Origin of the sequence: Vibrio ulleungensis (assembly GCF_016900875.1) — a bacterium.
GTDB lineage: Bacteria > Pseudomonadota > Gammaproteobacteria > Enterobacterales > Vibrionaceae > Vibrio > Vibrio ulleungensis.
This window is the reverse complement of the sequence record NZ_JAFEUM010000001.1, coordinates 256,866-283,204: the sequence shown is the minus strand read 5'-3', so window position 1 is coordinate 283,204 and position 26,339 is coordinate 256,866. Positions and strand designations below refer to the sequence as shown.

Below are 26,339 nucleotides of genomic sequence, written 5' to 3'. Positions count from 1 at the left end.
GCTATTTCCTTGGTGGGTAAATGACTAACAATCAGACTTGTTCAGCATCAAATTGATATTGGCGTTTTAACTCAAACACTTCCACACGATACGAAAGATACCACTTATCCTGTCCCAATTGCTGGGCCAACTGATGCTGTCCATCCTTACGCCACGCGGCTATGTCTTGCTCACTTTGCCAGTAAGAAATCGCAATTTCTTCACCCTTGTGGGTAGTGGTTATAAAGTCGAGACATCCATATTTTTCGAACGCCAGTGCTCTTAAACACTGCACCATGTCATCATAGTGACTATCTTGAGCGCCAGCTTTCGCCCTAAAAATTACCGTAAACATTGTCACTCCGATTCTTGTTGGGGTGGTCCGAATGGATATTGCGGCACCCCATCTGCAATCTGTTCCCACTGCGCCTTTGATGCCACGTGAATATGCCGCTCTAAGCGGATATCAGGATCACCGTTGACACACCCCAAGGTAACGCCATGTACGACCCCATTGCCTATCCCTGTAAGCGTGGAGCCACACTTGCTGCAAAACTGCAGGCCGTATCCATGTTTACCGACATACGATGTTAAGAGGTGCTCCCCTGCTGTCCAAGCAAATTGCTCGGGCTTAACCAGTGCATAGGCCGACGCTTGTGCACTAAATGCTTTACGACACCGTGAACAGTGACAAGAACGTGCATCAAACAACTCGCCAGAGATTCGATAGCGGACGTCACCACAAAAGCATTCCCCAGTTATATCCATGTTTATGCCTTTACCCTTTAACGAACCACTTCAAAGTCGACGCCCCGGTGTTGGGATAAATCGACTTCTACACTTTTGCCACCGTAACCGTGCTGATTGCATTTAGCACGCACTGTAACAATCGCCTCATCATCCAAAGTGATCCCGCATTGACTGCGTGTAAATGGTTGCTCGTTGTCATGGGGGTGCATCAATTCTCTAAATGCGATTGGGCGATTGGACCTATCGACCACTTCCCATCCGTCAGCGTAATGCTCCCAGCCTTGATCGTCATGTCGAACGGTAGCCTCAAAGCACCAAGAGCCACTGCTAGACTGAGTGGCTTTAACAAACACCACCTGCGCATAGTCCAAGCTTGAGTTAACCTCAGTGGACGCTAAAGCATCAACAGATAGTGCCATAGCGCTGCTAAGTAACGCTGTCTTAATTAGATGTCGTCTTTTTGGTAACACTCTCATTGTGTGTCCTTTCGGCCGCTTGCAATCGAAGTTATAGCTCAATGCTAGTGTTGTTTAATGCGTAGTTCCATACTCGATAGAAATAAAAAATATAGCCGATTCCCAAAGTTACAATAGAGATCAGCATCCAGATGATCACATGTCCCAAATCACTAAATAGGTCGATATTACAGCGCATTTTTCTTTCATCTCCGCTGTCATCAACCAGTGAGGTTCTGTTAATGATGAACTTAGAGAACGAATAGGGGAAAAACATCATCGCAATACCGAATGTAATAAGCCCTAGCAACAGCCATAACACTATATGACCGATAATATCCATAATCGCGACATCTGCTTTGAGGTTCATTGAAGGCTCCTTGCCAAAAAATAGTAGTCTTGGGAATACTACCAGCCATTCCAATTCGGCTGCATTATCTTTCTGAATTTAATCAGGTTTAGTTGCAATTATGAATACGCCCAATCCGCTTTTCCCATGATGCCACTGAGTTTCAACCACCAACCCCGCTTGTTCCAACTCAGCAACTAACTGCTGCTGTGTAAACACAAACACGTCTGGCATCAAACCCAGCGCTTTACCAATGGGGGCAACAAATTTGATCAGCGCAAGTGGCGTTCCACCGATACAGGCACTGCTACTCACAAATGACCCACCGGGTTCAAGCAATTCTACTACGTGTTTAATGACGTCTTGCCAATTAGGCAGCAGGTGCAAAATATTAAGACCTAGTACCATGTCAAAACGGTGCTGCGAGGCGTCTAGTTCGTCCAGTGTTTGACGTTTGAAGGTAATGTTGGTGATGTTCTCTTTGTCTGCCTTTTGACGAGCGATTTCCACCATGTTTTCGGAGATGTCGATCGCCAAAATGTGCTCGACAAAAGGGGCATGTATAATTGCGGTGCTGCCCGTTCCACAGCCAAACTCCAGTATTTTCATGTCGGGGGTAAACTTGGCTTGGGTTTGCTGCAGTTTTTTCTGGTAGGCTTGCTCGTCTGCAATCGGAGACTTAGCGTATTTTTGCGCGACTTTGTCCCAAAATTTCTGAGATTTGTTCAAAATATGACCTCTTTATATCCGTATCAAGAGTAGTCAGTGTAGACTAGAAACGTGTTGAAAATAGTATCAATTTACTGAGCTAGCCACTGCCGCTCGATGATTAGCGTGTCGTCTAACCAAACCTTAGCACTAAACCGATCTCCAGCCTTCACTTCACCTACCCCTTTTGGTGTCCCTGTCATCACAATATCGCCGTCTTGCAATGTCGAGAATTGACTGATTTCTTCGGCGATCTGTATGGGACTGTGGATCATCAGGTTTGAATCACCACATTGAATAACGCTATTGTTTATCTTCACCTCAAAGCGAAAATGATGATCCAAGCTATCGATGTCGACAAATTCACTAAAGACAGCAGAGCCATCAAACGCTTTTGCTCTCTCCCACGGCAACCCTTTTGCTTTTAACTGAGACTGCAATCCACGTTTAGTAAGGTCAAATCCAAAGCCGACAGCGCTCAATACACCGTCTTTTGCAACAAAGCATAGCTCTCCTTCATAGTGAAGCGGCTCTTGATCAAAGGAGTGCAATTGGTCACTGATCGATGAGTTAAATTTTGCAAACAGCACCATCGAGTCGGGGATGTCGTTATTGAGTTCTTCAATATGAGCGTAGTAATTGCGCCCAACACAGAGAATTTTACTGGGTGAAACGTGAGAATGATTGACAACGACGTGATTCATTTGGCCTCCCTGCCCTATTGATTAGTGGAAACTTGGTACGGTGCTTAGCAAAAGGTTTGGATATACAGCGCTTCGACTTTATCTCTAGCCCAAGGTGTTTTTCTAAGAAACTTTAGCGATGACTTTATCGAAGGGTCGTTACTAAAACAGTTGACTCGAACGTGTTGATGCAAGCCTTCCCACCCATAATGTTCGACCAATTGTGTGACGATTTTTTGCAACGATAGCCCATGTAGTGGGTTGTTTGGCTGATCTTGGCTCATTATCTACTCCTAATGCTACGAGGTGCGGTCACTCGTGAATGCCTACACGGTAATCACATTATTTTAGGAGTACAACCGATTAATAGCTTTTTTCGTAAATCACCCCTTCACGCTGCTCATCGACTTTTACAAAGCCACATTTTTGCTCGTAGAATCGATGATTTCGCGTAGACCAATTAGGCGTATCCAATCGCCACTTTAGCGTAGGAAAGTGACGTTCAATATACGTCCAAGCCTGCGTGGCAAAACCTCGTCCTTGATACGCTGGATCGACAAAAATATTACCCAACACGCTGGTACCATTTGGGTTCCACCACACTATAAACGCACCGACTGGCTGACCATCTGCAACCAATTTGAACGCCTTTGAGTCACTGTTGTTGATCGCGTACTCAGTCAAAAAACTACCATCGTCATAGCCTGGAGGCCCCATTTTTTCTTGCCCTAAATGCACAAACGCATCATCGTCAAACGCAAAAGTCATTGGCTGTATCAGTGACGATACGTCCTCAGCAAGCAGAGGCGATATGTCTAGCTGAGAGACTTTCCCTACTCGCATATATCGACGAAAGGTGATTTCACCATGAGTTTTTAGGTAAGCTTGGTTGCCAATCAAATCTTGCCCATATTTGTCCCAGCGGCGAGCGAACTGTTTAAATTTGAAGCAAGGGTAGGACGAGCATTGGTGGCAAAACTGCAACTGTTTTTTGGTGACACAGCATTGGTAAATCCCTTTGCATTGGTGACAACCGTATTCAGCGCCTAAGCAGTCGTGACAATTGACATAGCGAGGGCACCCCCCACAAAAAATTCCACATGGAGGAATTGTCCCTTGATAGGTTTGGTTCATACCACCTCCACCTCCACGACAACACACTGATTTCTAAAGTGTAGTAAGTGGAAATTTGTGCGCAATAAGGGGCATTTCAAACAGTGAACCAGATGCTCTAAAAAGTCCTTTAGTACTAGTTATAATTTCACCCAACCTAATAGTTGTAGCTCATCGATAGACGACTTTAAATCGCTCTAAAAGCAGTAACATCGTTTCGGCTGGCTTAATGTCTAGCTCCCTACATTCGTCGCTAAAAAATCGCCAATGCGCCTCCCGCCACCACGCGAGTGATTTATCCCCTTCTCCTTCTGCCGCAGCAAACGCTTCATCCACATCGCAGAATCGGCTTTCAGACACAGACATCGTTTCAATAATACACACCGGCTCGCCATCCCATCGGGTCACTACCTGTAAATGGCCAACGGCAGGCCTCAATTCACCCTTTTGGCTATACCAATATTCAAGACTGCAGGTCGCCTGTTTGTCACCTTGCACCACAAGATCAGCACACACATTCGCGTTGTGCTCATCGGCACAAAAATAGTCCGCACTGAACGACGTATACTGTTTGGCGACATCCAATGGCAAAGAAGATAAATAGCGCTCCAAATACGCTTTACTTCTAGAGTCCATAGCCTTTCCTTAACATTTAATTTTGTTAAGCAGCGTCATCAACTGCGTGATCTCGTGCTCTTCAAATAAGGAGAATGCTTGATTACAACTGTATTCGAATGACACCAATGCATTGGCATACAGTTCATGTCCAGTGGCGGTCAAGCCGACTAGGCTCTGCCTGGCATCTCTTGGGTTTGCCGTTTTTTCGACAATATTGTTTTTATCCATAGGCGCCAGCAATCGGGTGACACCCGATGCGGTAAGGCCCACCGCTTCAGCAAGCGCAATTCGACTCATCACGCCACCAGGCGAGTGATGCAGTTTATGCATGATAATAAATTCGCTATAACTCACCCCATGAACGCTCAAACCGCCCTCCACTCTTTTACTGAGCAAAGAGCTAATATAGCTCTGCTCTAACATGAGCGTGGAAATGGTTGGTGATGTTGGGGTGGGAGATGACTGACTTGAAGACATAATAATAACCTTGAAATATACTTGATCAGTCAAGTATATTTCAATTACCAAGCAAGTCAAGCCGTATTAGTAGCTATTCGATAAATTGGAACCCAGCAGGGTAAGAGTGGAGGCCATCGAAATCACCTTTACTCAGAGGGACGCCATTGGCTCGAGCGATTGCGTACACCATTCCCATATGAAACAGCAAGTTAGGGATAATGTACAAAGAAATATACTCGGATTCTGGTAAGTCTACCTCGGCAAAACCCGCTTTATCTGAAATGCGATTGTTGTCGTCCAAAGAGGGTTTATTTTGTAGCGACTCCAAGTAATCCACAGTCGCGTCAATCTGTTTTAGTACTGGGTCGCGCCCACTGTCTGACTCAAACAAATCAGGTGTATCTTGCTGAATTAAGGGGCAATATCCACGCAAACTAAAATTGCTGGCAATCTTGGCGTGCATCTCTAAAGAAAACATTCCCTCGGTCAACGTTTCGCCAAAATACCCGTCGGGTATTTTTGAGACCATGTGTCTAAGCTGGACTAGATGATGCAAAAAAAGCGCTTTTACTTGTGTCACACTACAACTCCCTTTTTCTCAGTCGTGCCTATTTTATCTCTAGCTGTAAAACAGGCAACAGTCGTCCAGATGGAATAGACGCTTTTGTCGCGATCTGTCTAGCGCCCATTTTTTCATAGAACCCTAAAGCATTTGGATCGGCGACAATCGTTAACTTCTTCCCGTTATGTTGCTTAGACCATAGCAGGACAAAGTCCATTAACTTGCGCCCAACGCCCATTCCTTGGCAAGACGGCGACACCCAACAGTCTTCTAACTCAAAGCTGAACGGTTTGCTAGCAGACAACGACACCACACCCACTATCTGCTGACGCTCTACAGCAACCCAAAAATGTCTAACCGTTAAAGCAGAAGGATCAATAAGTAGATCTGGCAACCACAACGCCATCATCGCATCACTGTAACCCCAGCTGCGCTTTGCGTCAGTGATCACTGTGTTTATTTCTGGGATGTCGTGCTCGGTCGCAGGAATAATCTTCATCGCCTTAATTCACTCATCATTTTTTCTCTTGCGTACAAGTACGCGGGGAATGCGCAACTTAATCCAACAGTGAGATTGATAATGATGAATAGTGCCGGACTCGGCGCTTTCGCACGACGCTTCTCATTGAACATATAGATCCAAAACACACAGGAGGTCACCAATAAATCAGCGCTAAACCCACCAGCAGCACCGTTAACAAACAAGGAACGCAGAAACAAAGGTAGGTTTACCCCTTCCGCTTGAATAAAGTCCATAATAAATAGGTACGGGATCACTGCACCCACTATTGCCAAAATCAAGTATAAGGTTTTCATGTTTGCTCCCACAGACTCTTCTCAACCAAGGGTAGTGGCAAGCTTCAAAAATGACCAATGTTGTAGAGAAAAAGCAAAACCAAGACTATTTGATCAATGAAAGAATCGGCCTAAACGCTGGTGAACGGCAGTCTTGAACAAGTTCATACAAGCACATTTCTAATCCAGTAATCGATATGCCCCTAGCGCTTAGCGTGTGAATAGCCAGGCGCTTATTCTCTTCGCTGCGAGACGAAACGCAGTCACTAACAACATGCACATCGTACTTGTTTTCCATCAGCCCAAGTGCGGTCTGGTACACGCAAATATGCGCCTCGATGCCACAAATAAGCCATGATGTTTTTTGGCTCAATTCAATCTGTTTAATAAACAGGGGCTCTTCACACGCATTAAAACCGAACTTTGTAATCGGCGGTGAACCCGACAAGCGCTGGTGCAACTCTTCGACGGTTTGGCCAAGTTTATCGGGATTTTGCTCTAACCACACGACAGGTAATCCCAGTACTTTAGCGCCATCGATCAATGCTGCGCAGCGTACGATTAACTCGTCGCTGTTGTCAACCAGTCGCGCAAGCTTGCCTTGAACGTCTACGACAATCAGTCCTGTGTTATCTGGGTCTAGCATGGTCACTCCTTTGACGCTTAACAATTAAGCTTGGTGCGCCATCCACGAACAAGGCTGCAAACTCAACTCACTAAATCGAGCGCTGAAAGACGAATCCAACGGACTGCACGCGTAGACACCAAACTGAACGGGCGATTGTGCCGGCAGAGGTGGGTTACTTTTTCCCATCGCTTCACTGGTTTGCCCCAATGCGTGCAGATGAAATATTCGCATCTGATTGAAGGTTTTACCGTCTATCGACGATTCGATTAAAAAGTCTGGACCGCGACGACTCAAGCGATACCACATGCACTTAGGCAGTGGAATGTCGGTTGTTGCCCAGTCTGAGTAACCCAAGTTAGTGACAACGCTTCCTAATCGAGAGAAGTGCTCATTTTCAAATTCTATAGAGGCTTTAAACCAGTTTTCACTGTCTAAATAGATGATCAATCCACATTGATCAAACCGTGTTTGATAATCAAAATCGACTTTTGTAGTAAAGGTGAAGTTTTCGTTACTCTCGAGCTGCAAAGCCGGTGCGTTATCGTTGCGAAAGCCATAATAAGACCGTTGCCAAAAGTCGGTGCCAGGTTCGGTAATGATCTCGATACTGTCTTCGGTCACTGTACTGTTTTTTGGAGGGTGCACCCAACTACCCCGTGTAAAATCGACCATACTTTTTCCTTTAATTTCCAGAGTTGGGGAGTAACAGGTATTGATAAAATACAACGGACTGCTGCCTATCGTGCGGCATTGCAACAAATCCCAACTTCTCCAGCAGTTTTATCGATGCCACATTACTTTGATCTACCCCACCAATCAAAGCGTGCCACTGCCCTAGCTGAGAAGAGTGTGCCATAAACGCTAGCAGTAATTCGCTGGCCAACCCCTTGCCCCAGTGCGACTCAGCAAGTAAATAACCGATATGCGCACCGTCATCACAAGGAGACGCAAACAAAAAACCAACCACCTCTTCACTGTCTCTCGACTCAACCATAAGCAGCACACTCTCTGCGAGCAAAATCTCTAACCACTGGCGCGCATCTTGCCGACTCGCAATATTGTGAAAATAGGGTGGCAGATTTTCGACAACTTTTGCGGTTAATAGAGTTGGGATCCGCACACACAGAGAGTCCATAAACGGCTTTTGCAGATCGGCGCGACTGAGCTCTGTGATCATAAGCCGCTCGGTAGAGAACTTAATCATCTGGGCGCTACCTTTGTTGCCATTGGTAATCCATTTGACGAGCCACCGATTGAGCAAATAGATAGTTAGTTAAACGCGAGACCATATGCAAACTCATATCGATGCCCGCTGATATTCCGCCGCTGGTCACGTACTTTCCAGTATCGACCCAGCGCCTACCCTCAACGACCTCTAATTGAGGAAAGCCATCTCGCAAATCGCCAATATCTTCCCAATGGGTTGTCACAGCTTTACCATCAATAACCCCAGCCTTAGCCAACAAAAAGGCTCCGGTACAAACAGAAATGACATGAGTAGCCTGCTTGTCGACTCGTGCAATCCAATCGATCACTGCTGGCTTCTCAAGCTCGGCGGTATGAACGCCACCAACCACAACCAGTAGATCAATCTCAGGATGGTTCGACATACTATAGTGAGGGAGCACTTGATAACCACCTCTGGCAACAACGGGCTCATTGTGCTCAGCAACTAAAAAGACATTCCAGTGATTAGAGGCTAGACGCTTGGCGGTGCTAAATACTTCAAATGGACCTGAAAAGTCGAGCACCTCTGCATCATCGTAGATATATATCCCTATGTTCATCGCGTCTCCTTACGCTTGGCTGTTCAGTTATTCGCTGGTTTGATAATCACCACAATGGAATGTCATCGACACATAATCAATGCCTTGGCCATATCCATTTTCAACAATGTCTGTTACCTCAAAACCTCGCTTGGCATAAAAGCCTTGCGTAAGTTGTGACGTTTCAATCTTAATCCTGTCTATGCTGGAAATACGTTTGATCTGCGCCATGCGAAAATCAGTTATCTCAGCGCCAAATCCTCGCCTATGGTAGAGGCGATGTACCATTCCCCAAGCCAGAGAGCCTGTGTTTTGATTGGCGAAATACCCACCACAGGCTACAACGGTTCCTTGCTCCTCAAACACAAAGTAGTGTTGCACTGCATTTGCATCTTCTAGATAAGCGACAAAATCGTTACGCTCTGATGGGTCAAAATAGACCCCAACATTACTGTCAAATATCGCCAAACATTGGGACTGATACTCTGTGGTATACGGCTTAACGTTCAAAGTAAAAGGCTCTTCAAAAAAGATTCATTGCAACGTTAGGATACCTGTTTAATGTGCGCACGCAATTTCTTCGTTGCCCAATCATAATGGCTCGGTAATGCAGACACACAGTAACTGCCTAGGGTTGTAGTGCCTGTCCAGTCATAAAACTGTTTGGTGAAGAGCTCGTCATTGCTAAACGTCGTAACAAGATCTAGGGCCTCTGCATGACTTTGCCTAAGCATCTTTTTAGCTTGTTGCAATTGAGTCGACTGATGCTTATCCCAAAATTGAATATTCAACTCTCCATAGGTTTTCCAATTGTATGGAGGGGGTAAGAAAGGGGTGTTTTTTCCACACAAATTACCATTGACCCAGTTAAGTAACAGTTGATGCCACTCATAGAGATGGATAAGTATATCGCGAAGGTTTTTGTCTCTTTGCCAGTGAGCTTCTTTCTTTTTGGGGTCAGAGTCAAAATCGAACTCCGTCTCTAGCGCTCGCGTTGACATACTATCGATAACTTGCCAAAGCTTATCGAAGTTAACCTGCGATTGTTCTATCAGTTCTTGCTTAGTCTTTGGCCTGGCCATAGTGATACTCCTCATCATCATGCGCACAGACGGCTCAGAAAAGTGTCCGCCTGTTCATCGCACCGCCACCTTATGGCTGCCAGAGTAGTACAAAAAACAACCAAGCTTACTGATTTAGGGCAACCAAATACTGTTTATCGGCAACGATGATTTAGGATTTCAAATACTGCATCAACTCAACAGGGGCACCATCAACTTCAATAAATGCCACAATCAGCCCTTCACTGGGTGAGTTTGGCTTAATAATCACGTTTTTGCCCTGCAATTCGGCGTGGAGATCCTCAACTTCAAAGGCAACGTGCGGCACGGATTTAACCAATTCGGGATAGGGTGCATCATCCCAATATCGCTGCCACTGGATCCCATAAGGGTTACTTTGATGATCCGATACGGTCATTTTTAGGTGTGGAAGATCGATTTCACCCTCAAAACGCTCGGTGGTAGGGATCCCTAAATGGTTAAATTTCATGAATCAGAGTCTCCGGATTTCTGGTTATGGCTTCCATTGAACAGGGATATCAAAATGCAGTACTTCTTCTTTCTCACCCAAAGAGTCATAAAGCTTTATAGCAGGTTCATCGACATAATCAGCTTGCACAAAAATCACCCAAGCGCCCATGTTCTTTGCGATAGGCTTCAATGCGTTAATCAGTCCGGTTGCGATCCCTTGTCTTCGAAAGCGTTCATATACCCCCAGATCGTAGATGTACACTTCACTGCGAGCCTGCTCGAACTTTTTCAGCTCATAGGCCACCAGCCCTGCCACCACTTGATCACCCTCTAACGCCACCAGTGCGATAAATGACGGATCATTCAATCGCTCTGTTAAATAAGCGTCCGTGGGTCGTTTGTGGCCGTAATTCTCCGGTTCTTCAAAAACGGTTCCAAAGCAATCCATAAGCTGCTTCATCCACTCAAGGTGATCTCCGTTAAGTTGAACATAATTGATGGCCATGGCTTCTCCTTTAACGTTGGAAAAACAATATGTTAATGATAAGGGCAATACACGAAGCACGAATTAGTAGCGTTACCACGTTGATACTGCTCTTCAATGCAACATCACTATAAGCTAGCACAATATAATCACTCGCGCGGTTGGCGAGCCCCATAACTAGCACTAGCCCTTTGGCCCATAATCACACACGGACAGCCTCTTACCACGCCCCTCCAAACTGAATGTACGTGGTCGTTTCTTCTGGACCTACCGCAATATCTATCCCCGTGGTCAAACCTAATTGGCGAGCGACAAGATAGCGGAAACCTGCACCTTGCATGTTATAAACTTTTGCATTGGACAACTGTTGGTCATGGTTAAACGCTGTGCCCGCACCTGCAAACCCTAGCACTGTCCAGCGGTCATCAATGTCATAACTCAATTCAGCCTCTAGTACGCCGGTGTTATCACCCTGATAGCGCATCATTGCGATACCACGCATATCTATAGAGGGCGCGGCATAAAAGGGGCTATATTTGTCGCCATCTAATGACTTTGCGTCGGCACGTAAGCCGAGACCCCATTTACTGGCAAGGCGAAGGTGATGTTGGGCGAACGCGTGCCACAGTTTATACTCGCTTTGCGAGCCAAAAGCCTTCGAGTGGGCAGATGCTTTAACGCCCGCTTTGGTGCCCGTTGTTGGCGAAAACTGGTTATTTCTACTGTCATAAGTGAGCTTTAACGCCAATGCGCCGTCGCGTACTTCAACCGCTGGAGTCGGGCCTAATCCAGAGATTATCGACGAAATATCGAAAGCCGTGTCTGAATCTGTGAATGTATAACTCGCACCAGCAAAAAAGTTAGAGTTTCCAAGACGAAAATCAATGTCTTGAAAGAGGTGCATAGCTTTAGATTCGAACTTAATGGGATTGTTGTCTGCATAGAAGTTCATGTTAATTTCTGCGCCAAACAAGCCACCAAGATATCGAATATTGTCATTCTTCCAGTTTCCAGAATGAAACCCACCGTAGATTTTGGTGCCGTTGTTGGTAGCAATGCCGACTAAGCCCGAAACGCTGGCTGGGATATCCGCCACTTCTTCTCCCGCTTTACGTTTTTGTTTACGATCGTCCGACTCATGGAAAAACAGCAGCGCCGCACCACCGCCAATACCCACCGCGGGATCGGTCACAACAACCGGTACAGGTAAAAAACCTGTGGCATTATCTAAAATGTATTGGCTGGCATCGAGCTTTCCATCGGCAGGGTCGATAAATTGGTCTAATGCACCGGCATTCGAAATAAGAGGTAACACAATCCCGAGCAATAGCACATAGGCTTGCAAGGGCCGATGTGTTTTGATTTTATTAAGCATAGTCTGATCTCATTAGTACGCGAGATCGAAATATAATCTTACAATTAGAAACATCCCAATGAGTAAGTATTAGGATATTTAATAGGTTGGTGAAGTAAACGGCTTGGTTAAATCAACGGCCTGGTGACAGCCAACCATAGCTGGGGGTGCATTAGGATCTGTAGAGATTCACACTGCCTGCTTTTGTACAATCATATAAGCATGAAGCTCTGGGTATTGATCAAATTCCAAATGCTTTATTTGGCAGTTCAATTCAATAAACAGCGACAAAAAACCGCTTGTACCCAAGGAGGAGTAATAGACTTGTGGCCCCATAAAGTCATCAACGTGATCGCCTGCTTCATCTACTCCACCAAAAGACAAAATAAACACTCCATTAGGATTTAGGCTATCCACAATCTTTGTCAGTACCGCTTTTTGCTCACTTAACGGAATATGCCAAATGCTGTCCCATGCGCTAATAAAGTCGTACTCTTCTTGCATGGAATAAGTGCAGATATCCGCTTCAATAAATGAGATTTCTGGCATCCGATGTCGAGCAATATCCAGCATTTTCTTCGACACATCCAGACCGCTTGGCGTAAAACCTTGTTGCTTCAACAGGTGTATAAATCGTCCAGTTAACCCACAGCCAATATCCAACGCCAACCCACGTGACTGGGTAAGCTCAATCGCTTTGACATGCGCATCTATGCCATTGTTTAGATTAAATTCAGGCTTCTCCCACAAACCTGTAATTTGATCGTAAGCTTGGCCAATCTGTTTTGGGTTCATGTTGCACATCCTTGCGAATCAAAAGTAGCTGAATTGATTTGGGTACTTATGTGGACTATTTTATCAGCTTGACGATAAACAGCACGTATCACAGCACGTATCTAAGCCCAGGGCGAGCGCATGAGTATGCAAAAACCGCACAATTTGGTGTATGACTGCCGCAAAGCGCCGTGAGATCATCCCTGATGGCTCCACCACGGCGTCCATGCCGTGTAGGTTTGCTCCAGTCACACACCAAATTGAGCTCACAAAACGTTCATGATCTTGCCCTGTAATTAAGCCCTTCTTTACAATGTAAATCTTAGCCAACTAATCAGTGATCGTTCCAATCAATACTCTACAACTGTTTACGCATAATGTGCTGTGGCCCTGCTGCTCCGCCGTGGTATAGCTCTAACGTGTCTTCAAAGCCGGCGTTTAAGTAACAGGAAATCGCTGCCGGATTTTGACAATTCACGGTCAAGTACACATACCGGTAGTGTGAATATTGGCTGCGTAAATAGCTAATCAGCGCCACTACGCTTTTTGTCCCTATCCCTTTTCCTTGTTGGCGCGAATCCAGCGCGAAGCTTCGCAGTCCCACCCCATCCGATGGACAGAATTCATAGTATTCAGCGTAAGCGACATCGAGCTTAAAAAAGCCCACCACATCCCCCTGCCACTTGATAACGTGTAAGTGTGTGGTATCGACCGTATCGGCCAAAAACTCCTCCGCCGTTGCGGCAAACTTTACCTGCTCAGGTGCAAGCTGGACAGCCTTTAGTGGCGTAATATCGGACTGTGTTAGTTTGGATAGGGTGATCATTTTTGGCTCTTATAGTAACGAATGCACTGCAACTAAAATTTAAACCTGTTGCATCGACAATACAATACGGTGGGCGCACTCGTTAGCGCTTGATTGAGATGTATCGACAGTAACATCATAACCAACGCCAACATGGACTCGCCGCGCTTGTTCTATGGCGGTTCCGCATTGACGATCTTCGCGGTTTTTTTCGCGCTCATTCAAAACGTCTTCATCACAAAACACGCCAACATACGTCACTTGGTGATCCTCAAGCGCTTGTTGCCATTGAGCCTGCTCTTGCTGACCATTCATGACGTCATCGACAATGACGTTAAAACCAGTATCGGCAAAATGCTTCACCGTTGAGCGATAAAGTTGATTGATTTTATGGCCATAAGCGCCGCGCTGTATGGTGAGCATTGGTTGCTCATCTTGCCTTGTCGATGCCCAGTAAAAGCCATCACTGATACGCTTTGAGCCATCAAGGGCGTTACATTTGTCCGGCATCATGGCTATAAACGTATCGATGCCGATGTGTAAGTAAGGTTGAGATAACTGGTTTTGTAGTTCTTTAGCCAGCGAGCTTTTCCCTGAGCTACTTGCTCCGTTTAGTATGATGATGTCCATATTCGAAAGTCTAACGCGTATCCATTTGCTCAAAGAATACACGTTTTTTGCCACAACGAAAAAAACCTGCTAGTCAGCAGGTTATTTAACTCTTTGGTGCTTAAGCAGTCTTTATTTGTATTCAATCACACGGGCAAAGTAACGAAATGTGTGGGTATCGCTGTGAAACTCGCGAAATAGATCAACCGAAAAATAGTCTGGTTGCTCTTTCTCAATGCGCACTTTAATTTCATCGCTGACTTTATCTAAGGTCGTTTTGTCAAACACATGAAATTTGGCCACTCTTTCTAAGCCAAGCTCTTTTGCTTCATGACGAGTCACGTATATTTTATTGTAGTGTTCAACGATGTAGCTTTGGTATTCCACTTCTTCAAAGCTTGGGGAAACTTCTACTTGCGCAAACACTTCTTCGGCCACTTCGCTAGAAAGGCCTGCCATGTCGTGTTCAAATTCAATTTTTTCATCGCTGAGATTGTTCGCCATGGCGGTGCTAGTGGTTATGGCAAGTAGGGCTAATAGTAGTGATGTATTTTTCATTGAGATTCCTAGTGGGTCATTTGCATCCACATCAGTCATGAATCGCGAATGACTGGCAGAAGACAAAACTTTTAAGTTATTGATTTAAAGTTAGATTAAGACCTAATCATAAATACCTTTAAGTCTACAACCACATAGTATCTGCAAACCACACCGTACCTAACTCGGTTATGATGGATCCCATCATCGCTAGAGATCACACTAGTTTTTCATGCAGCACACAAAACCCGTTGCCAAAAGGATCGACGCAGTAAGCAATAGCGCCCCAGTCACCGCGTTCGCCACCTTCGTGTTGCCCACCCAGCTGCAGAATTTTTTTAACCACACTGTCGACGTCTTCGGTAAGAAAGTCCAAATGAACCGGCGTCCAATGACGTTGGTAATTTCGCGCAATATCACCGCTAGGCGTTGCCTTACTGCCCTCGCCTTTAAGCTGTAAGTAGATCGCGCAGTTTTCGACCGAGACGACGCTCATGCCGTTTTTTTGCGGTCGAGTCAGAGTGCATCCTAGTGCTTGAACATAGAACGTTTCGGCTATGTCTAGATTGGATACATCGATGCTGATAGTCACTTTCATATAAAATCCTGTGCTAGCTGAGTACGAGGCAGAGCCTTAAATCGGACAGACACTAAAACGCTACATCACTGAAGTGGTGTCCTACTCCAACGCCTCTAAGCCTGAAGTATCCACGCCTTTAACCGCTTCTTTGGCAACATCGTCTGTGCTTTGCGTAGCACTGTGAGCTGAGTAACCGCTGGCTAAGCCTTGACCTACTGTAGCCGCTTGAGATTGAAGCTTTTTACCTTCAGCTTCCCCAGCCAACCAACCTTGCTGATACTCTTGGTCGGTAGCAAAGCGCTGCTCATCTTTGATAAATTGCTCGTAGTGATTACCCGTTTCCTGCATGCCACTATGACGACCATCGTGAAACCCCATAATGTACGAGTCGCCATGGCCACCTTCCCTCAACGCGGTATCGCTAGTACCACACCCAAAGGATAGCAAAACTACCATGCACAATGTCATTATTCTTGCCATATCGTCTCCCGCTTGTTGAGTTAACCTGACGTTAAACACTGAAGTAAAGTCTCGACTTAAACCATAGACGATGAATCTAAAAGGCGCTGTTTAAATGCCAACAGAAGCGCTTTTCGGTACTTTAAAGCACTGAATATTTTCAACGCATAACATAGGAGGATAGGCAGCTAATTAGAGGCTGAGTTGAGTTGTAGCAGATCCCATTTGGTTCCATAGAGATCCTGAAAAACCACAACGGTTCCATAAGGTTCAACCCTTGGCTCTTCATTAAACACCACGCCATTGGCTTCCATTTGACGATAATCTCGCCAAAAGTCGTTGGTGTGCAAAAACAAAAATACACGCCCGCCGGTTTGGTTTCCTACTGCATTAGCCTGCGCAGTATTACTCGCTTTGGCCAGCAACAAGTGGGTGCCATTGGAGTTTGGAGGGGAGACGAGTACCCAACGTTTTCCGTCACCAAGATCGGTATCCTCCACCAAGGTAAACGCCAGTTTTTGCGTATAGAACTCGATAGCGTCATCATAATCTTCGACCACCAGCGCAATGCTGCCGATGTGTTGTGAAATAGGATCAGACATTAGGATTTCCCCAGATTAAATAGTGAGTGTACACAAGCCTTGTGGCCTTGTGGCCTTGTGAAAATATCTCCGATTGCGTTTACCCGTTTTAGCACCACACCATGTTTGCTCAGCACACAGGCAAATGGACTGTCTACTTGTGAAACTACCTGGCGTATTTTTCTGGCAACCACTGTCTAATGGTTGAATGATGCTCACTCCATGCCTGCCAAACACACTTTGCCCACGCTATTACGCGCTGTTTATGCTCACTAGGGGACGTTGCTTTAGCCACATCCGCGGCCGTAATGTCGCCCAGATTGGCCGGTGGTACTAAGTAGGTAAAACTGTGTTTGTTTTTTCCCGCTTCCAACATCGCCGCGTTTGCTTGCTCGGGGGTTAGATTGTGCTCTAGGAACAAGCACAGCCTAATTAGGTGTACGCCAACCGACTGGACACTTTGTCTATCCTGCCCGCCCGGATGCTGCACAGCATAGGCATCGACCGTTAACCGATGCACATCAAAGTATTGTCTATCACTGTATTCTTTCGCCAATACATCACCGTAAACGGCCCAGCAACCTGGCGATGAACTCATATAGGCGTGCGTAGGCCCGTCCCTATCTGGGTATAAACCTTTGCAACTAAAACAAGGGATATCTCGCATCGTTCCATTCCTATTCCATCATCGCCATTGCGGTACTTTTTGCAGCGTCCTTGCCGTACGGATAAGCATCAGTTTTCAAGTATTTTGCCTAGAGCCGTGCAGGTTACTCGCCAATGAAACACTTAGCCGCGAAGGATGATCTTCTCTCAATAATCTTTACGAAACAAGGCTCAAATTATATCTCCACCCATCGCCCATGCTTAAGCTAATGATTAATATGGCTTTATAGACAGCACCACAAAGTTTATTGTCTAAAGTTTGTACCTTTCCTTGACAAGAGACCATCGGTCTCTTAATCTTTAAGCCAATAAGAGACCAGTGGGCACTTAACGGTATGAGTTGGAAACGAGCAAGAACAGACGACAAGCGGAATGAAAGAAAAGCTGCGATTTACGACGCTGCCTACACACTGTTTAAGGCTCATGGGTACGATGGCGTTAGCTTTAACGGTATCGCTGCTCAAGCCGGATTTACCAAATCAAATATGTACCGCTATTTCAGCTCTAAAGAAGAGATTTTTTTGGGCATATTTCAAGATCTGTTTGAAGTTTGGTTTTCGGACACCCAAACACGTTTACAAAAACTAGAGGTCGACTCTCCCACAGAAACATTTTCCCAACTTTGGGTGGACGCCTATCTCGCTCACCCCGAGTTTTTAGACCTCATTCCACTGCTGTTCACTGCTTTAGAGCGCAACAGTTCACTTGAACAGTTAACCGTCTTTAAGCGTCGTTCGAAAGAGCTGCTTTACATGCTCACACTCGACATAGCGCGAATTTATCCCGACATACAGGGTGACAAGGCTTTTCAATTCTTATCTCTAAGCTTTGCAGCCACATCCAATTATTGGGCAGGGGCCACGCGCAATGCGGTCTTAGACAGTGTCTATGCCTTGGATGAATTCAAAATGCTAAAACCCGATTTTAACAACGACCTCTTTAACTCTATTTGCATCATTGTTAAAGGGCTACGCGTAGGCTAAGTCGTACTGTCTACTGTTTGACACTCGCTGGCAAAAAAGGATTTACCTATGAAACAGCACATTGAGAAAGCCATGACATTCAACCTTTCGGCTTCGGCAGTTTGGAAAATACTCGACGACTTTGGTGGAATTGAACATTACGCGCCAACCATTCAATCGTCATCGATCATCGGCGAAACTCACACAGGGCTTGGCGCACAGCGTCAGTGCAGATTTGCGGACGGTTCGAGCTTGATCGAAACGATCATCGAGTACAACGATGGAGAGGGCTATCGCATGGAGCTGTCGGACTATTCGTTCCCGCTAAAATATATGTATTCAGACATTTCGGTTATCCCATTAAGTGATACGTCTTGCGAAATCACAATGTCGACCGATTTCTTGGTAAAAGCGGGACCATTAGGGTGGTTACTAGGGCATTTTGTGATGCGGCCGATAATGAAAGGCGCGTTTGAAAAAGTGATGAGTGGACTGGCTTGTTATACAGCATCAGGGGAAGTCATTGGCGACGCACTGCCTACTGACAACACGTTAGAGCGGCTAACCGCAGCCTAAAGCAATAATCGCAACTTGATTGCAGGGTAGTAAAAAACACCTCAAAGAACGAGTGTTGTCATTAATAATGAGAAGCTAAAAAGTGTCGAGACAGAGCGAAGCGCGCTCTATCTCGTATCACTTTGTTGGTGAGTGGCTTACTTGTAATAAGCCTCAACAGCACCTTTTAGTTTGATCAACATTGGTTGACCCCAACGGTCTTTCGCTTTTGGTGAAGGGATCTTCACCCAACCTTCACTGATGCAGTACTCTTCCACGTCTGTACGCTCTTTACCATCAAGACGAATACCGATTGGATGTTCAAAGCATTCTGCCACGTGGTGAGGGCTGCGTGGGTTACCTGATAGGTGATCTGGAAGTGCTGGCTTAGTGTTAGAGTCGCTCATTGTTTTGACCTAAATTTGTAGAGTGAGCCCGCATTCTAGACAAGTCCAGTGGCCGACTCAACCCACTTCATCGCGTGAACCACGATTCGGACGCTATAAAGCGTGAGCCATTTTGTTTAACCAGCTAGGTAGTACCTTGTTGTACCACTCTATATAGGTGTTTTTTTGAGGTTTATTTCGTAACTCGAGCAGGTTAATAACTTCAACCACGATCCACGTTTTAGCCACGATAAGATTGCGCAGTGGATTAGCAGGTAAATTAGCGTGGCCAAACCTAGCGTAATGAGCGATCACTCGTTCAAAATCGTCCAATGTGCCCATACCTTTAACCAAGGGTGCTAGATCGATGGTTGGACAGCCATAACCAAATCTCTCCCAATCAAACTGCACATATTGCCCATTGGCCCTACGTGCCCAGTTACCAGCATTGCTGTCACCGGAAATAGCCGATTGGTGATTAAAAAGTAGGTGTTTCGCGGCGAAAATATGCTCAAAAGCATCCAGTGATTCTTGTGGGAGATTAAGCGATGCTAAGGCACGCAAAGACGCGTTAAGCGGCCAATGATGGCAATGCATATTATGAGTAGCTGGCTCGCTATATTCGTGTATTGCTGCAAGCTGAGCGAAGGTTTGGGGAGAGCGAGAAAGCTCGTCAACAGAAACGGCATGAGGTACATACTCAAGTACTAGGGTATTTCCATTTATCTCATAAACTTCGGGAACGACCACACCAACCTCATTCAGTCGTGGCGCTGTATGCTTATAGAAAGCAACCTCCGTAATGGCTGCGTTATTTTTTATGACGCAAGGCCGTCCTTCATGCTCGGCCAGTTTAACCGATGCTCTGCCCATTTGAGAAAGGTCTTTAGACTCCATTACATCTATCCTTGGTGGCATTTTTGTTCAATGCGTTTTTGCTTAACGCGGTTATTGAGTACGCAAGGATCACAGCGGTAATAAGGATTCCCAATAACCCTTGTAACTAGCTAATAAACCTAAGCAATCTCTTTACAGTAAATTCGAGTCTTCTCTCCCGAAGGTTCAAAGCCATCTTCGATTCGTTGCCAACCAAACTTTTCATAAAGACCGTCATGATCTGTAGTGAGATACAACGTCGAATACCCCATTTTTTTGACCACACGATACGCATGATCAAACATCGTTTGACTCAGTCTTTGCCCGCGATGCTCGGGTTCAACAAACACCGAACTTAGCCATGGGTAGAGGTCGTGACGGCTAATGAAGTCATTAATGATCACCCCAAAGCACCCTACAATGCGCTCGTCATGCACAAGCACATAAAACTGAGGTACCGACTGTTCGTGTCTGTCCGAATGGCGCATTGCATCTTCAAAATAAGCGTAGTTATCCTCAGATCCCCACTTAGAGTGAATATACTGTGCACACTCAGCAAAGCCCTTAGCGTACTGATGCACATTGACTATTTTGTACATTTTCCCTTCCGTTTCTTTATAACCAACTGCTTAAAATCATCTCTTTATAAGCATCGCAATTTAAAACCTTTTACGAGCTCGAACTTTGACAACTACCTACAGATGACTCGATGGCTTAACGAAGGTAATTTTGGGTGCATTTGCAGAAAAGCCCAAATGAACGTCGCTGCAACACAAGCCAAATTGCCACCTATCATTGCCGCGATCGCTCACATCAAATCGAATGATGTCCCAAGGCAGGGCTAAATCGGTGCTGTCTGCTGTCGAATCGAAAATGGTATCAAAATACTCAACCTGCACGTCATCGAACACCGCAGTAGCTTCATTTTCAAGGTCACTCCATGGCGCAACGACCAACGCAATAGAGTTTGACGACATTGAAAGCTCTTTTAGTGCGTGAGTGCCTAATGAACGAAACAGCTGATCTGAAATACTGGTCATCGGTTTTCCTTGCTTCTTTATTGCTGACGCGCCCTGCCAAACATTTTCATACATTAACGTTTAGGCTTACATGATACGCCCTATTCACTTAATAATTTTTTGATGACTCACTCGAGATTCCGCAGCCGGAGTGTAGCCTCGCGCTTCATAAAATTTACTCGCGCTCGCTGTGTCAGTAAATAAGGTAATACGAGAAAAGTATTGAGACGCAAACATTTCTAAATTTTGCAGCAGTAATGTCCCTACGCCTGACTTGCGATACGCTTTTTTCACATAAAAGCGACGCAAACGGGCAACGCCATCGTAATTGCTAATGCCACCAATCGCTATTAGGCGATCGGCATCTCGAACCACCATCAGCGTTTCGCCCTGTTGATCAAAAGCTTTACCGTTACTGTCTAACTCATTGCTTAGTCGAGTTAAAAAACGAAAGCCTTCTAACTCGCTTTCACGAACTAGCTCTTCTAGTCCTATGGGCCGTCTATTTATCGATTCGATGTCCATTTTCTCCTAAATTGAACTATGTTAATTTGCCCACCACACCGACAGTAACAGTAAACACTTCACTTCCACTCTAAGCGCTTGTGATGTCACTCCCCAACAGGCACAATCGCTAACCAAGACATCAACAGCCCGTGGCTAGGCAATCGAAATATGCTATTTGATAATGAAATTGAAGAAATGATGGTCTATTTAGAGCGTTACTGCAAACAGCCTCATATAACGGCCCTTGATGACGTCTCGGATGAACAAATCAACTTGTTGCTCGATTTTTTATCACTCGCGCATAAGCTCAAAAGCGATATCTACGCCACCGCAAACAAAAGCAGCTCACACTTTCTGGCCATCGGGGTGTTTGCACTTGAGCAAGAAAGAGCGCCACAAGGAAATCTGTTTCTCAAACTCGAAGCAAACCAACTCTATTTATCGTTTGAACTAGATAGCTGTGATAAAGACACGTTGCTCACACCGATTCGGGTTATAGACGCTCTGAACTACTTATCTGATCTGCAAGGTCATGCTTATTTGCCTGAGCATTATAAGTAACGCCTGTAAGCGGCTTTCACTCTCGTTGAAATTATGATGAAACGGATCCGAGTGTTCGGTGATACACTCGTCCCACTCTCCCTAACCCTAATTGAGGCCATGAAAGAGTGTAACCAGTGCGGTAAATGCTGCATTAAATATGGCGACGGCGATCTCGCAGCCACACAGGAAGAAATTGACCTTTGGGAGCTGTTTAACCCCGATATTTTTGACTATGTCCACAACGGTAAAATTTGGCACGACCCTAACACCAAAGAGCCTCTGCGCCGCTGCCCATTCTTAGAGCTTGCTGCTAAAGCTCGGCCAGACGAAAAAGACAAATACACCTGCAGCATCTACCTCGACAGGCCAGAAGATTGTCGCCACTACCCAAGTTTGATTGACGAAATGGTGCGTGATGAGTGTGAAATGATTGAGGTTGTAGACCTAAATAACCCAACAAAAGCTCAAAAGACATTAGACAAATTAATGAGCAACAGCCGCCCTACTAGCCACTCATAGCGCTATTTACACCAATCGAAGTAATTGACTGGACAGAAAATTGCGCCGGTAAAATCGCTAAGAGCAAGGCAAAGATTGCCGTAGATAGTTGTTCTACCTACAAAATCTTTAACGCAGCTATTAGCTATTTTAACAAGCAAGAATGACCAGTTAATTGCTTTGGTTGGTATGACTAAGCCGAACCAACGCAAACAAAAACGCCCAAAGCACACTGCTTTGGGCGTTTTATTCACCATTTAGTATTTACTGCATATTCAGGTTTATTCTGAATCCATCTCGGCAGAGTTGGGACGCAGCTGGCGCTGAACACCCAATAAGAAATTACGCAAGATTTGATCTTTGCATTCGCGATAATGCTTATTACCAGGCTTGCGGAAAAATGCGCTCAGCTCGTGTTTACTCAAACGAAAATCAACCAAATCTAAGATCTCTAGAATATCTTCGGCCTTTAAGTTAAGGGCAATACGCAGCTTCTGGAACACCATATTGTTATTTAACTTATCTTCCGGCGTTGGTTGTTCACCATCGCGCTTTCCGCGCTTAAGATTAATCAATCCATTTAAAAATGTGGCCAATTCTGTATCGGTCAGCGTAATAAAGGCATCATCTTCATCTTTCTTAAGCCAGCTGGTCACTTGTTCGGCATTAACGCTCACATCGGCCAGAGCGAAGATTTCGATGACTTCATTATCTTTAAAATCAAAGGTGTAACGTACACGACGCAAAATATCATTATTGGTCAAAATAGATCCTAGTCTTAGGTAAACCCAGCATAATCAGAACGATCACTGGAGAGACGTTGATTTTAGCAGAGTTACGCCTCAACCCCTATTAATACTATCCAGCCACTACCCAGAGAACACGTGGACTCTGGCGCTTCGGTGCCGCTTTTCTGTGAAGCCTTTCGCTTAAGTCTTTTCAATGCACTAAGTCGATCTTCTCCAACGTAGTTACGTTGAGCCGCACGCCAATCAATCAGGTACCACAATAAGCCCTAACGGCTCCAACAACTGCTCTTGTTGCCATGCACAAATCTTCACCCCAGTAAGATCGACCCTTCTTGGATCTAAGCCATAAAGCTCTGAGTGACTCAAATCGCATCCGCGCACAGTAAACTGCGACCAACACTCTTCAGAAAAAACACCGCGGCTCAGATCGGATTCTTTAAACGATGCGCCACTTAAATTGGCTCCAATCCATCTATTTTCGAATAGATCGCACTTTTCAATCACCTGCTTTTCGAAGTTTGCGTACGACAAATTACAGCCGGTAATGTAAGCCGAACAAAAGTACATTTTGTTGGACACCTGATTCACGAAACTGGTTTGTATAAAGCTAGCTCCTTTGAGATCGCACTCTCTCATCTCAATACCAAAGCGGTTGGCACCATTAAATGTGGCCAAAGAAAGTCGACAACGCTTGAACGATGCATCGCGTAGATCAGCGTAAGAAAAGTCACAGCCGTCTAAATTGCCTTGTTCGAGGAAGGTGCAATCTACAAACTGAACGTCTCTTAAGTTTGCGCGGCTAAAGTTACAGCGGACAAAAGTGCATTTTGAAAATACGCTGCCATTTAAATCCTGCCTAGAAAAGTCCATGTGCTCGTACGACTGTTCTGTTTTTTCCATTGCGAGTTCCTCATCATTCTAATGCGCTGAAGATTACCACGTAGTGTTAACTTCACAAGAAAAACAAAATCAATAAAAACAACAAGTTAAAATCGCTCGAAATGGGCTATAGAAGGCGCCAAATTGGCTCTGTAAGGTGTTTGAAGCGATCCATCGAATGGTGGTAACCAGAAAATAGTTTAGCCGCCTGTATGACGTAATTAGAAAAGGGGTGTATAGCCATTCTTTGCGACTCACTCGACATAAGCCTGCAGCAAAAAACCATCACAAAAAAGCACTTAAAGGGTCAATGACTGTAACCTGTTACTGTGTATTCTCTGCCACCCTACTCGACACCAGTTTACCGGCCTCAAAGTTCAGGGACACCTTGTGGCTGTAGCAAAGTTGATAGCCAAGTTCCAGATTGCATCCTAAAAACTTGCCGTAGGGAAGCTCCAACTCCCCAGTAAACCAGTGGGCAAGAAGTGGTGCGTTATCTAAGAGCTGATATTTCCCATCAATGTGTTCCAGAAACAATTGACCATTTTTTACCGCCCACCGAGCCACATAGTTTCGCCAGCACGCGGTAGAAAGATACCAACCACTGGTGTCTGCCTCTGCCAGTTCGGCATCACTTAACACCGCAATGCTAGGATGATCAACCGGAATCCCCATTTCAGTATGTATCGGGTACTCGCCATCTAAGTACTTGCAGGTATCTTTAATTTGGTCTGTCATTTCGCTTTGGTCTTTTGCTTAGGTTTGGTTGCTCATTGATGAGTCGTAGTGCACCTCGATGTTTAAGCTGCACTATTTAGTACCAGCACTAAAAGCTCGAGTTGGGCTGCTGCAAAAAAGCCAACTCTTCTTCAGTTGAAGTTCGGTCCAATATCGCATTGCGGTGTGGATAGCGCCCAAACTTATCGATGATGGCCTTGTGCTTATATTCAAAGTCCAACTGCTCAGGGTTATCTAATTGCTGGATAAGTTTTACCGCCTCCAAATGAACGAGTGGCGATTCGCTGTGCATAAACGGCATATATAAAAACCCGCACTCAGTCTGAGTAAGCTCACGATCAAAGCCCTTTGAAATCGCGGTTTGCGCCAGAGCCAACGCTAGCGGATCGCTGGCAAACGACTCGGGAGCATCTCGGAAAATATTTCGTGAGAACTGGTCAAGAACAATGACTTCGGCAAGGCTGCCGCGAGCAGTATTTCGCCAAGAGGCATGCTCTCCAGAGTGCGCTTGTTGATGCACCGCGCCAAAGCGGTGTTTAATTTGCTCGTCGAGCGCCTGATCTTTCACCCACCACTGTTTTGGCTCTAGCTCAGAAAACCAAAATGTCATCACATCTTCATGCGTCATAGATCTGCCTCTTGGTATTATTTGGTGGTGCGTTGGTCGTTGGCTATCAATCAGTTTAGTTGGCTAAACGTGTTTGTGACACAGCCCCAGCGGCACTATTTATCGCTTTTGCGAGCGACTTTAAGGTACTAAGATCCAATATCATGGTCGTAGATCCCGAAAACCCCACCAACCATTTTAGGTAGGGAAAGCTCTCGACCTTTGTTGCCACAAAGCCTTTCGATTCATACAGTTTTTTGGCTCGCGGATTACTGTCAATCACATCTAATCTCACCGAGTTAAACCCATTGTCTTGAGCATGCAAAATAATTTGGTCGAGCAGTTGCGAGCCAATCCCTTGCCCTCGGTAATCACTGTCTACGGCTATACCATCCATAACCAATTCGCCTTTTTTGGGCGTTCGTTCAAACAGGCTAAACACCGCACTTGCCCACAGGCCAGCAAAAAGACCAAGTTGATGAATGAGCCCTTTTGCGCCAATTCCCCCAGTTAACGACCCTTCTCGCACATTAAACCCAGACAATCCCACAATTTTATCGTCACTGTACGCAACAAAGGAAAACTCGGTAACAAAGCTTTTAGAGAGAACGAGAATACGCTGCTTTTTATCGGGAATAGCTCGTTGAAACTTAGCGCCAAATGCCTCTTCATACAGTGTGGCTACTTGCGTGGCATGCCTGATGTCCCAGCCTTTTTCGATACGAATCGTCACTAGAATCCCTCTCTTTGTAAATTACGCTACAAAACCCAAAT

The 26,339-nt window shown here is 45.4% G+C and carries 44 protein-coding genes; 4 read left to right on the top strand and 40 right to left on the bottom strand.

Annotated elements, in window-relative coordinates:
- Positions 1-31: 31 nt before the first annotated feature.
- The 30 genes from JQC93_RS01500 to JQC93_RS01355 form a co-directional block, all read right to left on the bottom strand.
- A complete protein-coding gene (locus JQC93_RS01500) occupies positions 32-334 on the bottom strand; it encodes an antibiotic biosynthesis monooxygenase family protein (RefSeq protein ID WP_205156701.1) in 303 nt (100 codons plus the stop codon).
- Between the two features lie 2 nt (positions 335-336).
- Positions 337-747, bottom strand: coding sequence for a GFA family protein (locus JQC93_RS01495; protein ID WP_205156700.1), 411 nt, complete (start codon positions 745-747; stop codon positions 337-339).
- Positions 748-764: 17 nt separating this feature from the next.
- A complete protein-coding gene (locus JQC93_RS01490; RefSeq protein WP_205156699.1) occupies positions 765-1,205 on the bottom strand; it encodes a hypothetical protein in 441 nt (146 codons plus the stop codon).
- A 31-nt stretch (positions 1,206-1,236) separates the two neighbouring features.
- Positions 1,237-1,554, bottom strand: a complete 318-nt coding sequence (locus JQC93_RS01485; protein WP_205156698.1) for a DUF6693 family protein — start codon at positions 1,552-1,554, stop codon at positions 1,237-1,239.
- A gap of 78 nt (positions 1,555-1,632) precedes the next feature.
- Positions 1,633-2,262 (bottom strand): class I SAM-dependent methyltransferase, encoded by a 630-nt coding sequence (locus JQC93_RS01480; protein WP_205156697.1) that lies wholly within the window; start codon positions 2,260-2,262, stop codon positions 1,633-1,635.
- A gap of 71 nt (positions 2,263-2,333) precedes the next feature.
- Entirely contained in the window at positions 2,334-2,945 is a 612-nt protein-coding gene (locus tag JQC93_RS01475) for a fumarylacetoacetate hydrolase family protein (RefSeq protein ID WP_205156696.1), read from the bottom strand.
- Between the two features lie 44 nt (positions 2,946-2,989).
- Positions 2,990-3,208, bottom strand: a complete 219-nt coding sequence (locus JQC93_RS01470) for a VF530 family protein (protein WP_205156695.1) — start codon at positions 3,206-3,208, stop codon at positions 2,990-2,992.
- Between the two features lie 79 nt (positions 3,209-3,287).
- On the bottom strand, positions 3,288-4,058 hold the full coding sequence (locus JQC93_RS01465) for a GNAT family N-acetyltransferase (RefSeq protein ID WP_205156694.1): 771 nt from the start codon (positions 4,056-4,058) through the stop codon (positions 3,288-3,290).
- Between the two features lie 150 nt (positions 4,059-4,208).
- The gene (locus JQC93_RS01460; protein ID WP_205156693.1) at positions 4,209-4,673 is read right to left on the bottom strand and encodes an ASCH domain-containing protein; all 465 of its coding nucleotides are present in this window, start codon (positions 4,671-4,673) and stop codon (positions 4,209-4,211) included.
- A 9-nt stretch (positions 4,674-4,682) separates the two neighbouring features.
- Positions 4,683-5,132 carry a MarR family winged helix-turn-helix transcriptional regulator gene (locus tag JQC93_RS01455; RefSeq protein ID WP_205156692.1) on the bottom strand — a complete coding sequence of 150 codons (450 nt, stop codon included), beginning with the start codon at positions 5,130-5,132 and terminating at the stop codon, positions 4,683-4,685.
- Between the two features lie 73 nt (positions 5,133-5,205).
- Positions 5,206-5,694 (bottom strand): DUF1993 family protein, encoded by a 489-nt coding sequence (locus JQC93_RS01450; RefSeq protein ID WP_328832912.1) that lies wholly within the window; start codon positions 5,692-5,694, stop codon positions 5,206-5,208.
- A 28-nt stretch (positions 5,695-5,722) separates the two neighbouring features.
- Complete coding sequence (locus JQC93_RS01445) at positions 5,723-6,175, bottom strand: GNAT family N-acetyltransferase (RefSeq protein ID WP_205156691.1); 453 nt, start codon at positions 6,173-6,175, stop codon at positions 5,723-5,725.
- A complete protein-coding gene (locus JQC93_RS01440) occupies positions 6,172-6,492 on the bottom strand; it encodes a DUF2834 domain-containing protein (RefSeq protein WP_205156690.1) in 321 nt (106 codons plus the stop codon). The genes JQC93_RS01445 and JQC93_RS01440 overlap by 4 nt, the downstream gene beginning before the upstream one ends.
- 85 nt (positions 6,493-6,577) lie before the next feature.
- Complete coding sequence (locus tag JQC93_RS01435) at positions 6,578-7,117, bottom strand: hydrolase (protein WP_205156689.1); 540 nt, start codon at positions 7,115-7,117, stop codon at positions 6,578-6,580.
- Between the two features lie 24 nt (positions 7,118-7,141).
- Complete coding sequence (locus JQC93_RS01430) at positions 7,142-7,771, bottom strand: DUF1349 domain-containing protein (protein WP_205156688.1); 630 nt, start codon at positions 7,769-7,771, stop codon at positions 7,142-7,144.
- A gap of 10 nt (positions 7,772-7,781) precedes the next feature.
- The gene (locus tag JQC93_RS01425) at positions 7,782-8,303 is read right to left on the bottom strand and encodes a GNAT family N-acetyltransferase (protein WP_205156687.1); all 522 of its coding nucleotides are present in this window, start codon (positions 8,301-8,303) and stop codon (positions 7,782-7,784) included.
- A 7-nt stretch (positions 8,304-8,310) separates the two neighbouring features.
- Positions 8,311-8,886 (bottom strand): DJ-1/PfpI family protein, encoded by a 576-nt coding sequence (locus JQC93_RS01420; RefSeq protein WP_205156686.1) that lies wholly within the window; start codon positions 8,884-8,886, stop codon positions 8,311-8,313.
- A 27-nt stretch (positions 8,887-8,913) separates the two neighbouring features.
- Complete coding sequence (locus JQC93_RS01415) at positions 8,914-9,375, bottom strand: GNAT family N-acetyltransferase (protein WP_205156685.1); 462 nt, start codon at positions 9,373-9,375, stop codon at positions 8,914-8,916.
- Positions 9,376-9,410: 35 nt separating this feature from the next.
- Positions 9,411-9,947, bottom strand: coding sequence for a ClbS/DfsB family four-helix bundle protein (locus tag JQC93_RS01410; RefSeq protein ID WP_205156684.1), 537 nt, complete (start codon positions 9,945-9,947; stop codon positions 9,411-9,413).
- Between the two features lie 151 nt (positions 9,948-10,098).
- Positions 10,099-10,416, bottom strand: coding sequence for a VOC family protein (locus JQC93_RS01405; protein WP_205156683.1), 318 nt, complete (start codon positions 10,414-10,416; stop codon positions 10,099-10,101).
- 24 nt (positions 10,417-10,440) lie between these two features.
- On the bottom strand, positions 10,441-10,902 hold the full coding sequence (locus JQC93_RS01400) for an AAC(3)-I family aminoglycoside N-acetyltransferase (protein ID WP_205156682.1): 462 nt from the start codon (positions 10,900-10,902) through the stop codon (positions 10,441-10,443).
- Between the two features lie 199 nt (positions 10,903-11,101).
- Positions 11,102-12,256 carry a BamA/TamA family outer membrane protein gene (locus JQC93_RS01395; protein WP_236009218.1) on the bottom strand — a complete coding sequence of 385 codons (1,155 nt, stop codon included), beginning with the start codon at positions 12,254-12,256 and terminating at the stop codon, positions 11,102-11,104.
- A 168-nt stretch (positions 12,257-12,424) separates the two neighbouring features.
- Complete coding sequence (locus JQC93_RS01390; protein ID WP_205156681.1) at positions 12,425-13,030, bottom strand: class I SAM-dependent methyltransferase; 606 nt, start codon at positions 13,028-13,030, stop codon at positions 12,425-12,427.
- 337 nt (positions 13,031-13,367) lie between these two features.
- The gene (locus tag JQC93_RS01385) at positions 13,368-13,835 is read right to left on the bottom strand and encodes a GNAT family N-acetyltransferase (RefSeq protein ID WP_205156680.1); all 468 of its coding nucleotides are present in this window, start codon (positions 13,833-13,835) and stop codon (positions 13,368-13,370) included.
- 39 nt (positions 13,836-13,874) lie between these two features.
- Complete coding sequence (locus JQC93_RS01380; protein ID WP_205156679.1) at positions 13,875-14,444, bottom strand: chloramphenicol phosphotransferase CPT family protein; 570 nt, start codon at positions 14,442-14,444, stop codon at positions 13,875-13,877.
- Between the two features lie 111 nt (positions 14,445-14,555).
- Positions 14,556-14,981 carry a hypothetical protein gene (locus JQC93_RS01375; RefSeq protein ID WP_205156678.1) on the bottom strand — a complete coding sequence of 142 codons (426 nt, stop codon included), beginning with the start codon at positions 14,979-14,981 and terminating at the stop codon, positions 14,556-14,558.
- 196 nt (positions 14,982-15,177) lie between these two features.
- Positions 15,178-15,558 carry a VOC family protein gene (locus JQC93_RS01370; RefSeq protein WP_205156677.1) on the bottom strand — a complete coding sequence of 127 codons (381 nt, stop codon included), beginning with the start codon at positions 15,556-15,558 and terminating at the stop codon, positions 15,178-15,180.
- An 81-nt stretch (positions 15,559-15,639) separates the two neighbouring features.
- Positions 15,640-16,020 carry a hypothetical protein gene (locus JQC93_RS01365; RefSeq protein WP_236009217.1) on the bottom strand — a complete coding sequence of 127 codons (381 nt, stop codon included), beginning with the start codon at positions 16,018-16,020 and terminating at the stop codon, positions 15,640-15,642.
- A 167-nt stretch (positions 16,021-16,187) separates the two neighbouring features.
- Positions 16,188-16,601 carry a VOC family protein gene (locus tag JQC93_RS01360; RefSeq protein WP_205156676.1) on the bottom strand — a complete coding sequence of 138 codons (414 nt, stop codon included), beginning with the start codon at positions 16,599-16,601 and terminating at the stop codon, positions 16,188-16,190.
- Positions 16,602-16,746: 145 nt separating this feature from the next.
- Entirely contained in the window at positions 16,747-17,247 is a 501-nt protein-coding gene (locus JQC93_RS01355) for a DUF5946 family protein (RefSeq protein WP_268980135.1), read from the bottom strand.
- Positions 17,248-17,581: 334 nt separating this feature from the next.
- Here JQC93_RS01355 and JQC93_RS01350 point away from each other — a divergent pair, with 334 nt between their 5' ends.
- Both JQC93_RS01350 and JQC93_RS01345 read left to right on the top strand, forming a co-directional pair.
- Positions 17,582-18,229 (top strand): TetR/AcrR family transcriptional regulator, encoded by a 648-nt coding sequence (locus tag JQC93_RS01350; RefSeq protein WP_205156674.1) that lies wholly within the window; start codon positions 17,582-17,584, stop codon positions 18,227-18,229.
- A 48-nt stretch (positions 18,230-18,277) separates the two neighbouring features.
- Positions 18,278-18,784: an SRPBCC family protein gene (locus tag JQC93_RS01345; protein WP_205156673.1), complete on the top strand. Its 507-nt coding sequence runs from the start codon at positions 18,278-18,280 to the stop codon at positions 18,782-18,784.
- 137 nt (positions 18,785-18,921) lie between these two features.
- On the opposite strand, the gene JQC93_RS01340 is transcribed toward JQC93_RS01345, so the two are convergent.
- The 5 genes from JQC93_RS01340 to JQC93_RS01320 form a co-directional block, all read right to left on the bottom strand.
- Positions 18,922-19,170: a DUF3297 family protein gene (locus JQC93_RS01340; protein ID WP_084888675.1), complete on the bottom strand. Its 249-nt coding sequence runs from the start codon at positions 19,168-19,170 to the stop codon at positions 18,922-18,924.
- Positions 19,171-19,263: 93 nt separating this feature from the next.
- Complete coding sequence (locus tag JQC93_RS01335) at positions 19,264-20,046, bottom strand: phosphotransferase family protein (RefSeq protein WP_205156672.1); 783 nt, start codon at positions 20,044-20,046, stop codon at positions 19,264-19,266.
- Positions 20,047-20,165: 119 nt separating this feature from the next.
- On the bottom strand, positions 20,166-20,624 hold the full coding sequence (locus tag JQC93_RS01330) for a GNAT family N-acetyltransferase (RefSeq protein ID WP_205156671.1): 459 nt from the start codon (positions 20,622-20,624) through the stop codon (positions 20,166-20,168).
- Between the two features lie 96 nt (positions 20,625-20,720).
- Positions 20,721-21,065, bottom strand: a complete 345-nt coding sequence (locus tag JQC93_RS01325) for a hypothetical protein (RefSeq protein WP_205156670.1) — start codon at positions 21,063-21,065, stop codon at positions 20,721-20,723.
- 84 nt (positions 21,066-21,149) lie between these two features.
- Positions 21,150-21,569: a GNAT family N-acetyltransferase gene (locus tag JQC93_RS01320; RefSeq protein WP_205156669.1), complete on the bottom strand. Its 420-nt coding sequence runs from the start codon at positions 21,567-21,569 to the stop codon at positions 21,150-21,152.
- Between the two features lie 150 nt (positions 21,570-21,719).
- Here JQC93_RS01320 and JQC93_RS01315 point away from each other — a divergent pair, with 150 nt between their 5' ends.
- Positions 21,720-22,112, top strand: a complete 393-nt coding sequence (locus JQC93_RS01315; RefSeq protein ID WP_205156668.1) for a hypothetical protein — start codon at positions 21,720-21,722, stop codon at positions 22,110-22,112.
- 99 nt (positions 22,113-22,211) lie between these two features.
- Positions 22,212-22,613, top strand: a complete 402-nt coding sequence (locus JQC93_RS01310) for a YkgJ family cysteine cluster protein (protein WP_205157350.1) — start codon at positions 22,212-22,214, stop codon at positions 22,611-22,613.
- A 260-nt stretch (positions 22,614-22,873) separates the two neighbouring features.
- Here JQC93_RS01310 and JQC93_RS01305 read toward each other — a convergent pair whose 3' ends face one another.
- From JQC93_RS01305 to JQC93_RS01285, 5 genes are all read right to left on the bottom strand, one after another.
- On the bottom strand, positions 22,874-23,356 hold the full coding sequence (locus JQC93_RS01305; RefSeq protein ID WP_205156667.1) for a YehS family protein: 483 nt from the start codon (positions 23,354-23,356) through the stop codon (positions 22,874-22,876).
- Positions 23,357-23,584: 228 nt separating this feature from the next.
- Positions 23,585-24,241 carry a Qnr family pentapeptide repeat protein gene (locus tag JQC93_RS01300; protein WP_205156666.1) on the bottom strand — a complete coding sequence of 219 codons (657 nt, stop codon included), beginning with the start codon at positions 24,239-24,241 and terminating at the stop codon, positions 23,585-23,587.
- Between the two features lie 303 nt (positions 24,242-24,544).
- Positions 24,545-24,958 carry a hypothetical protein gene (locus JQC93_RS01295; protein ID WP_205156665.1) on the bottom strand — a complete coding sequence of 138 codons (414 nt, stop codon included), beginning with the start codon at positions 24,956-24,958 and terminating at the stop codon, positions 24,545-24,547.
- A gap of 88 nt (positions 24,959-25,046) precedes the next feature.
- Entirely contained in the window at positions 25,047-25,586 is a 540-nt protein-coding gene (locus tag JQC93_RS01290) for a DUF924 family protein (protein WP_205156664.1), read from the bottom strand.
- Between the two features lie 55 nt (positions 25,587-25,641).
- Positions 25,642-26,298 carry a GNAT family N-acetyltransferase gene (locus JQC93_RS01285; protein WP_328832896.1) on the bottom strand — a complete coding sequence of 219 codons (657 nt, stop codon included), beginning with the start codon at positions 26,296-26,298 and terminating at the stop codon, positions 25,642-25,644.
- Positions 26,299-26,339: the final 41 nt, after the last annotated feature.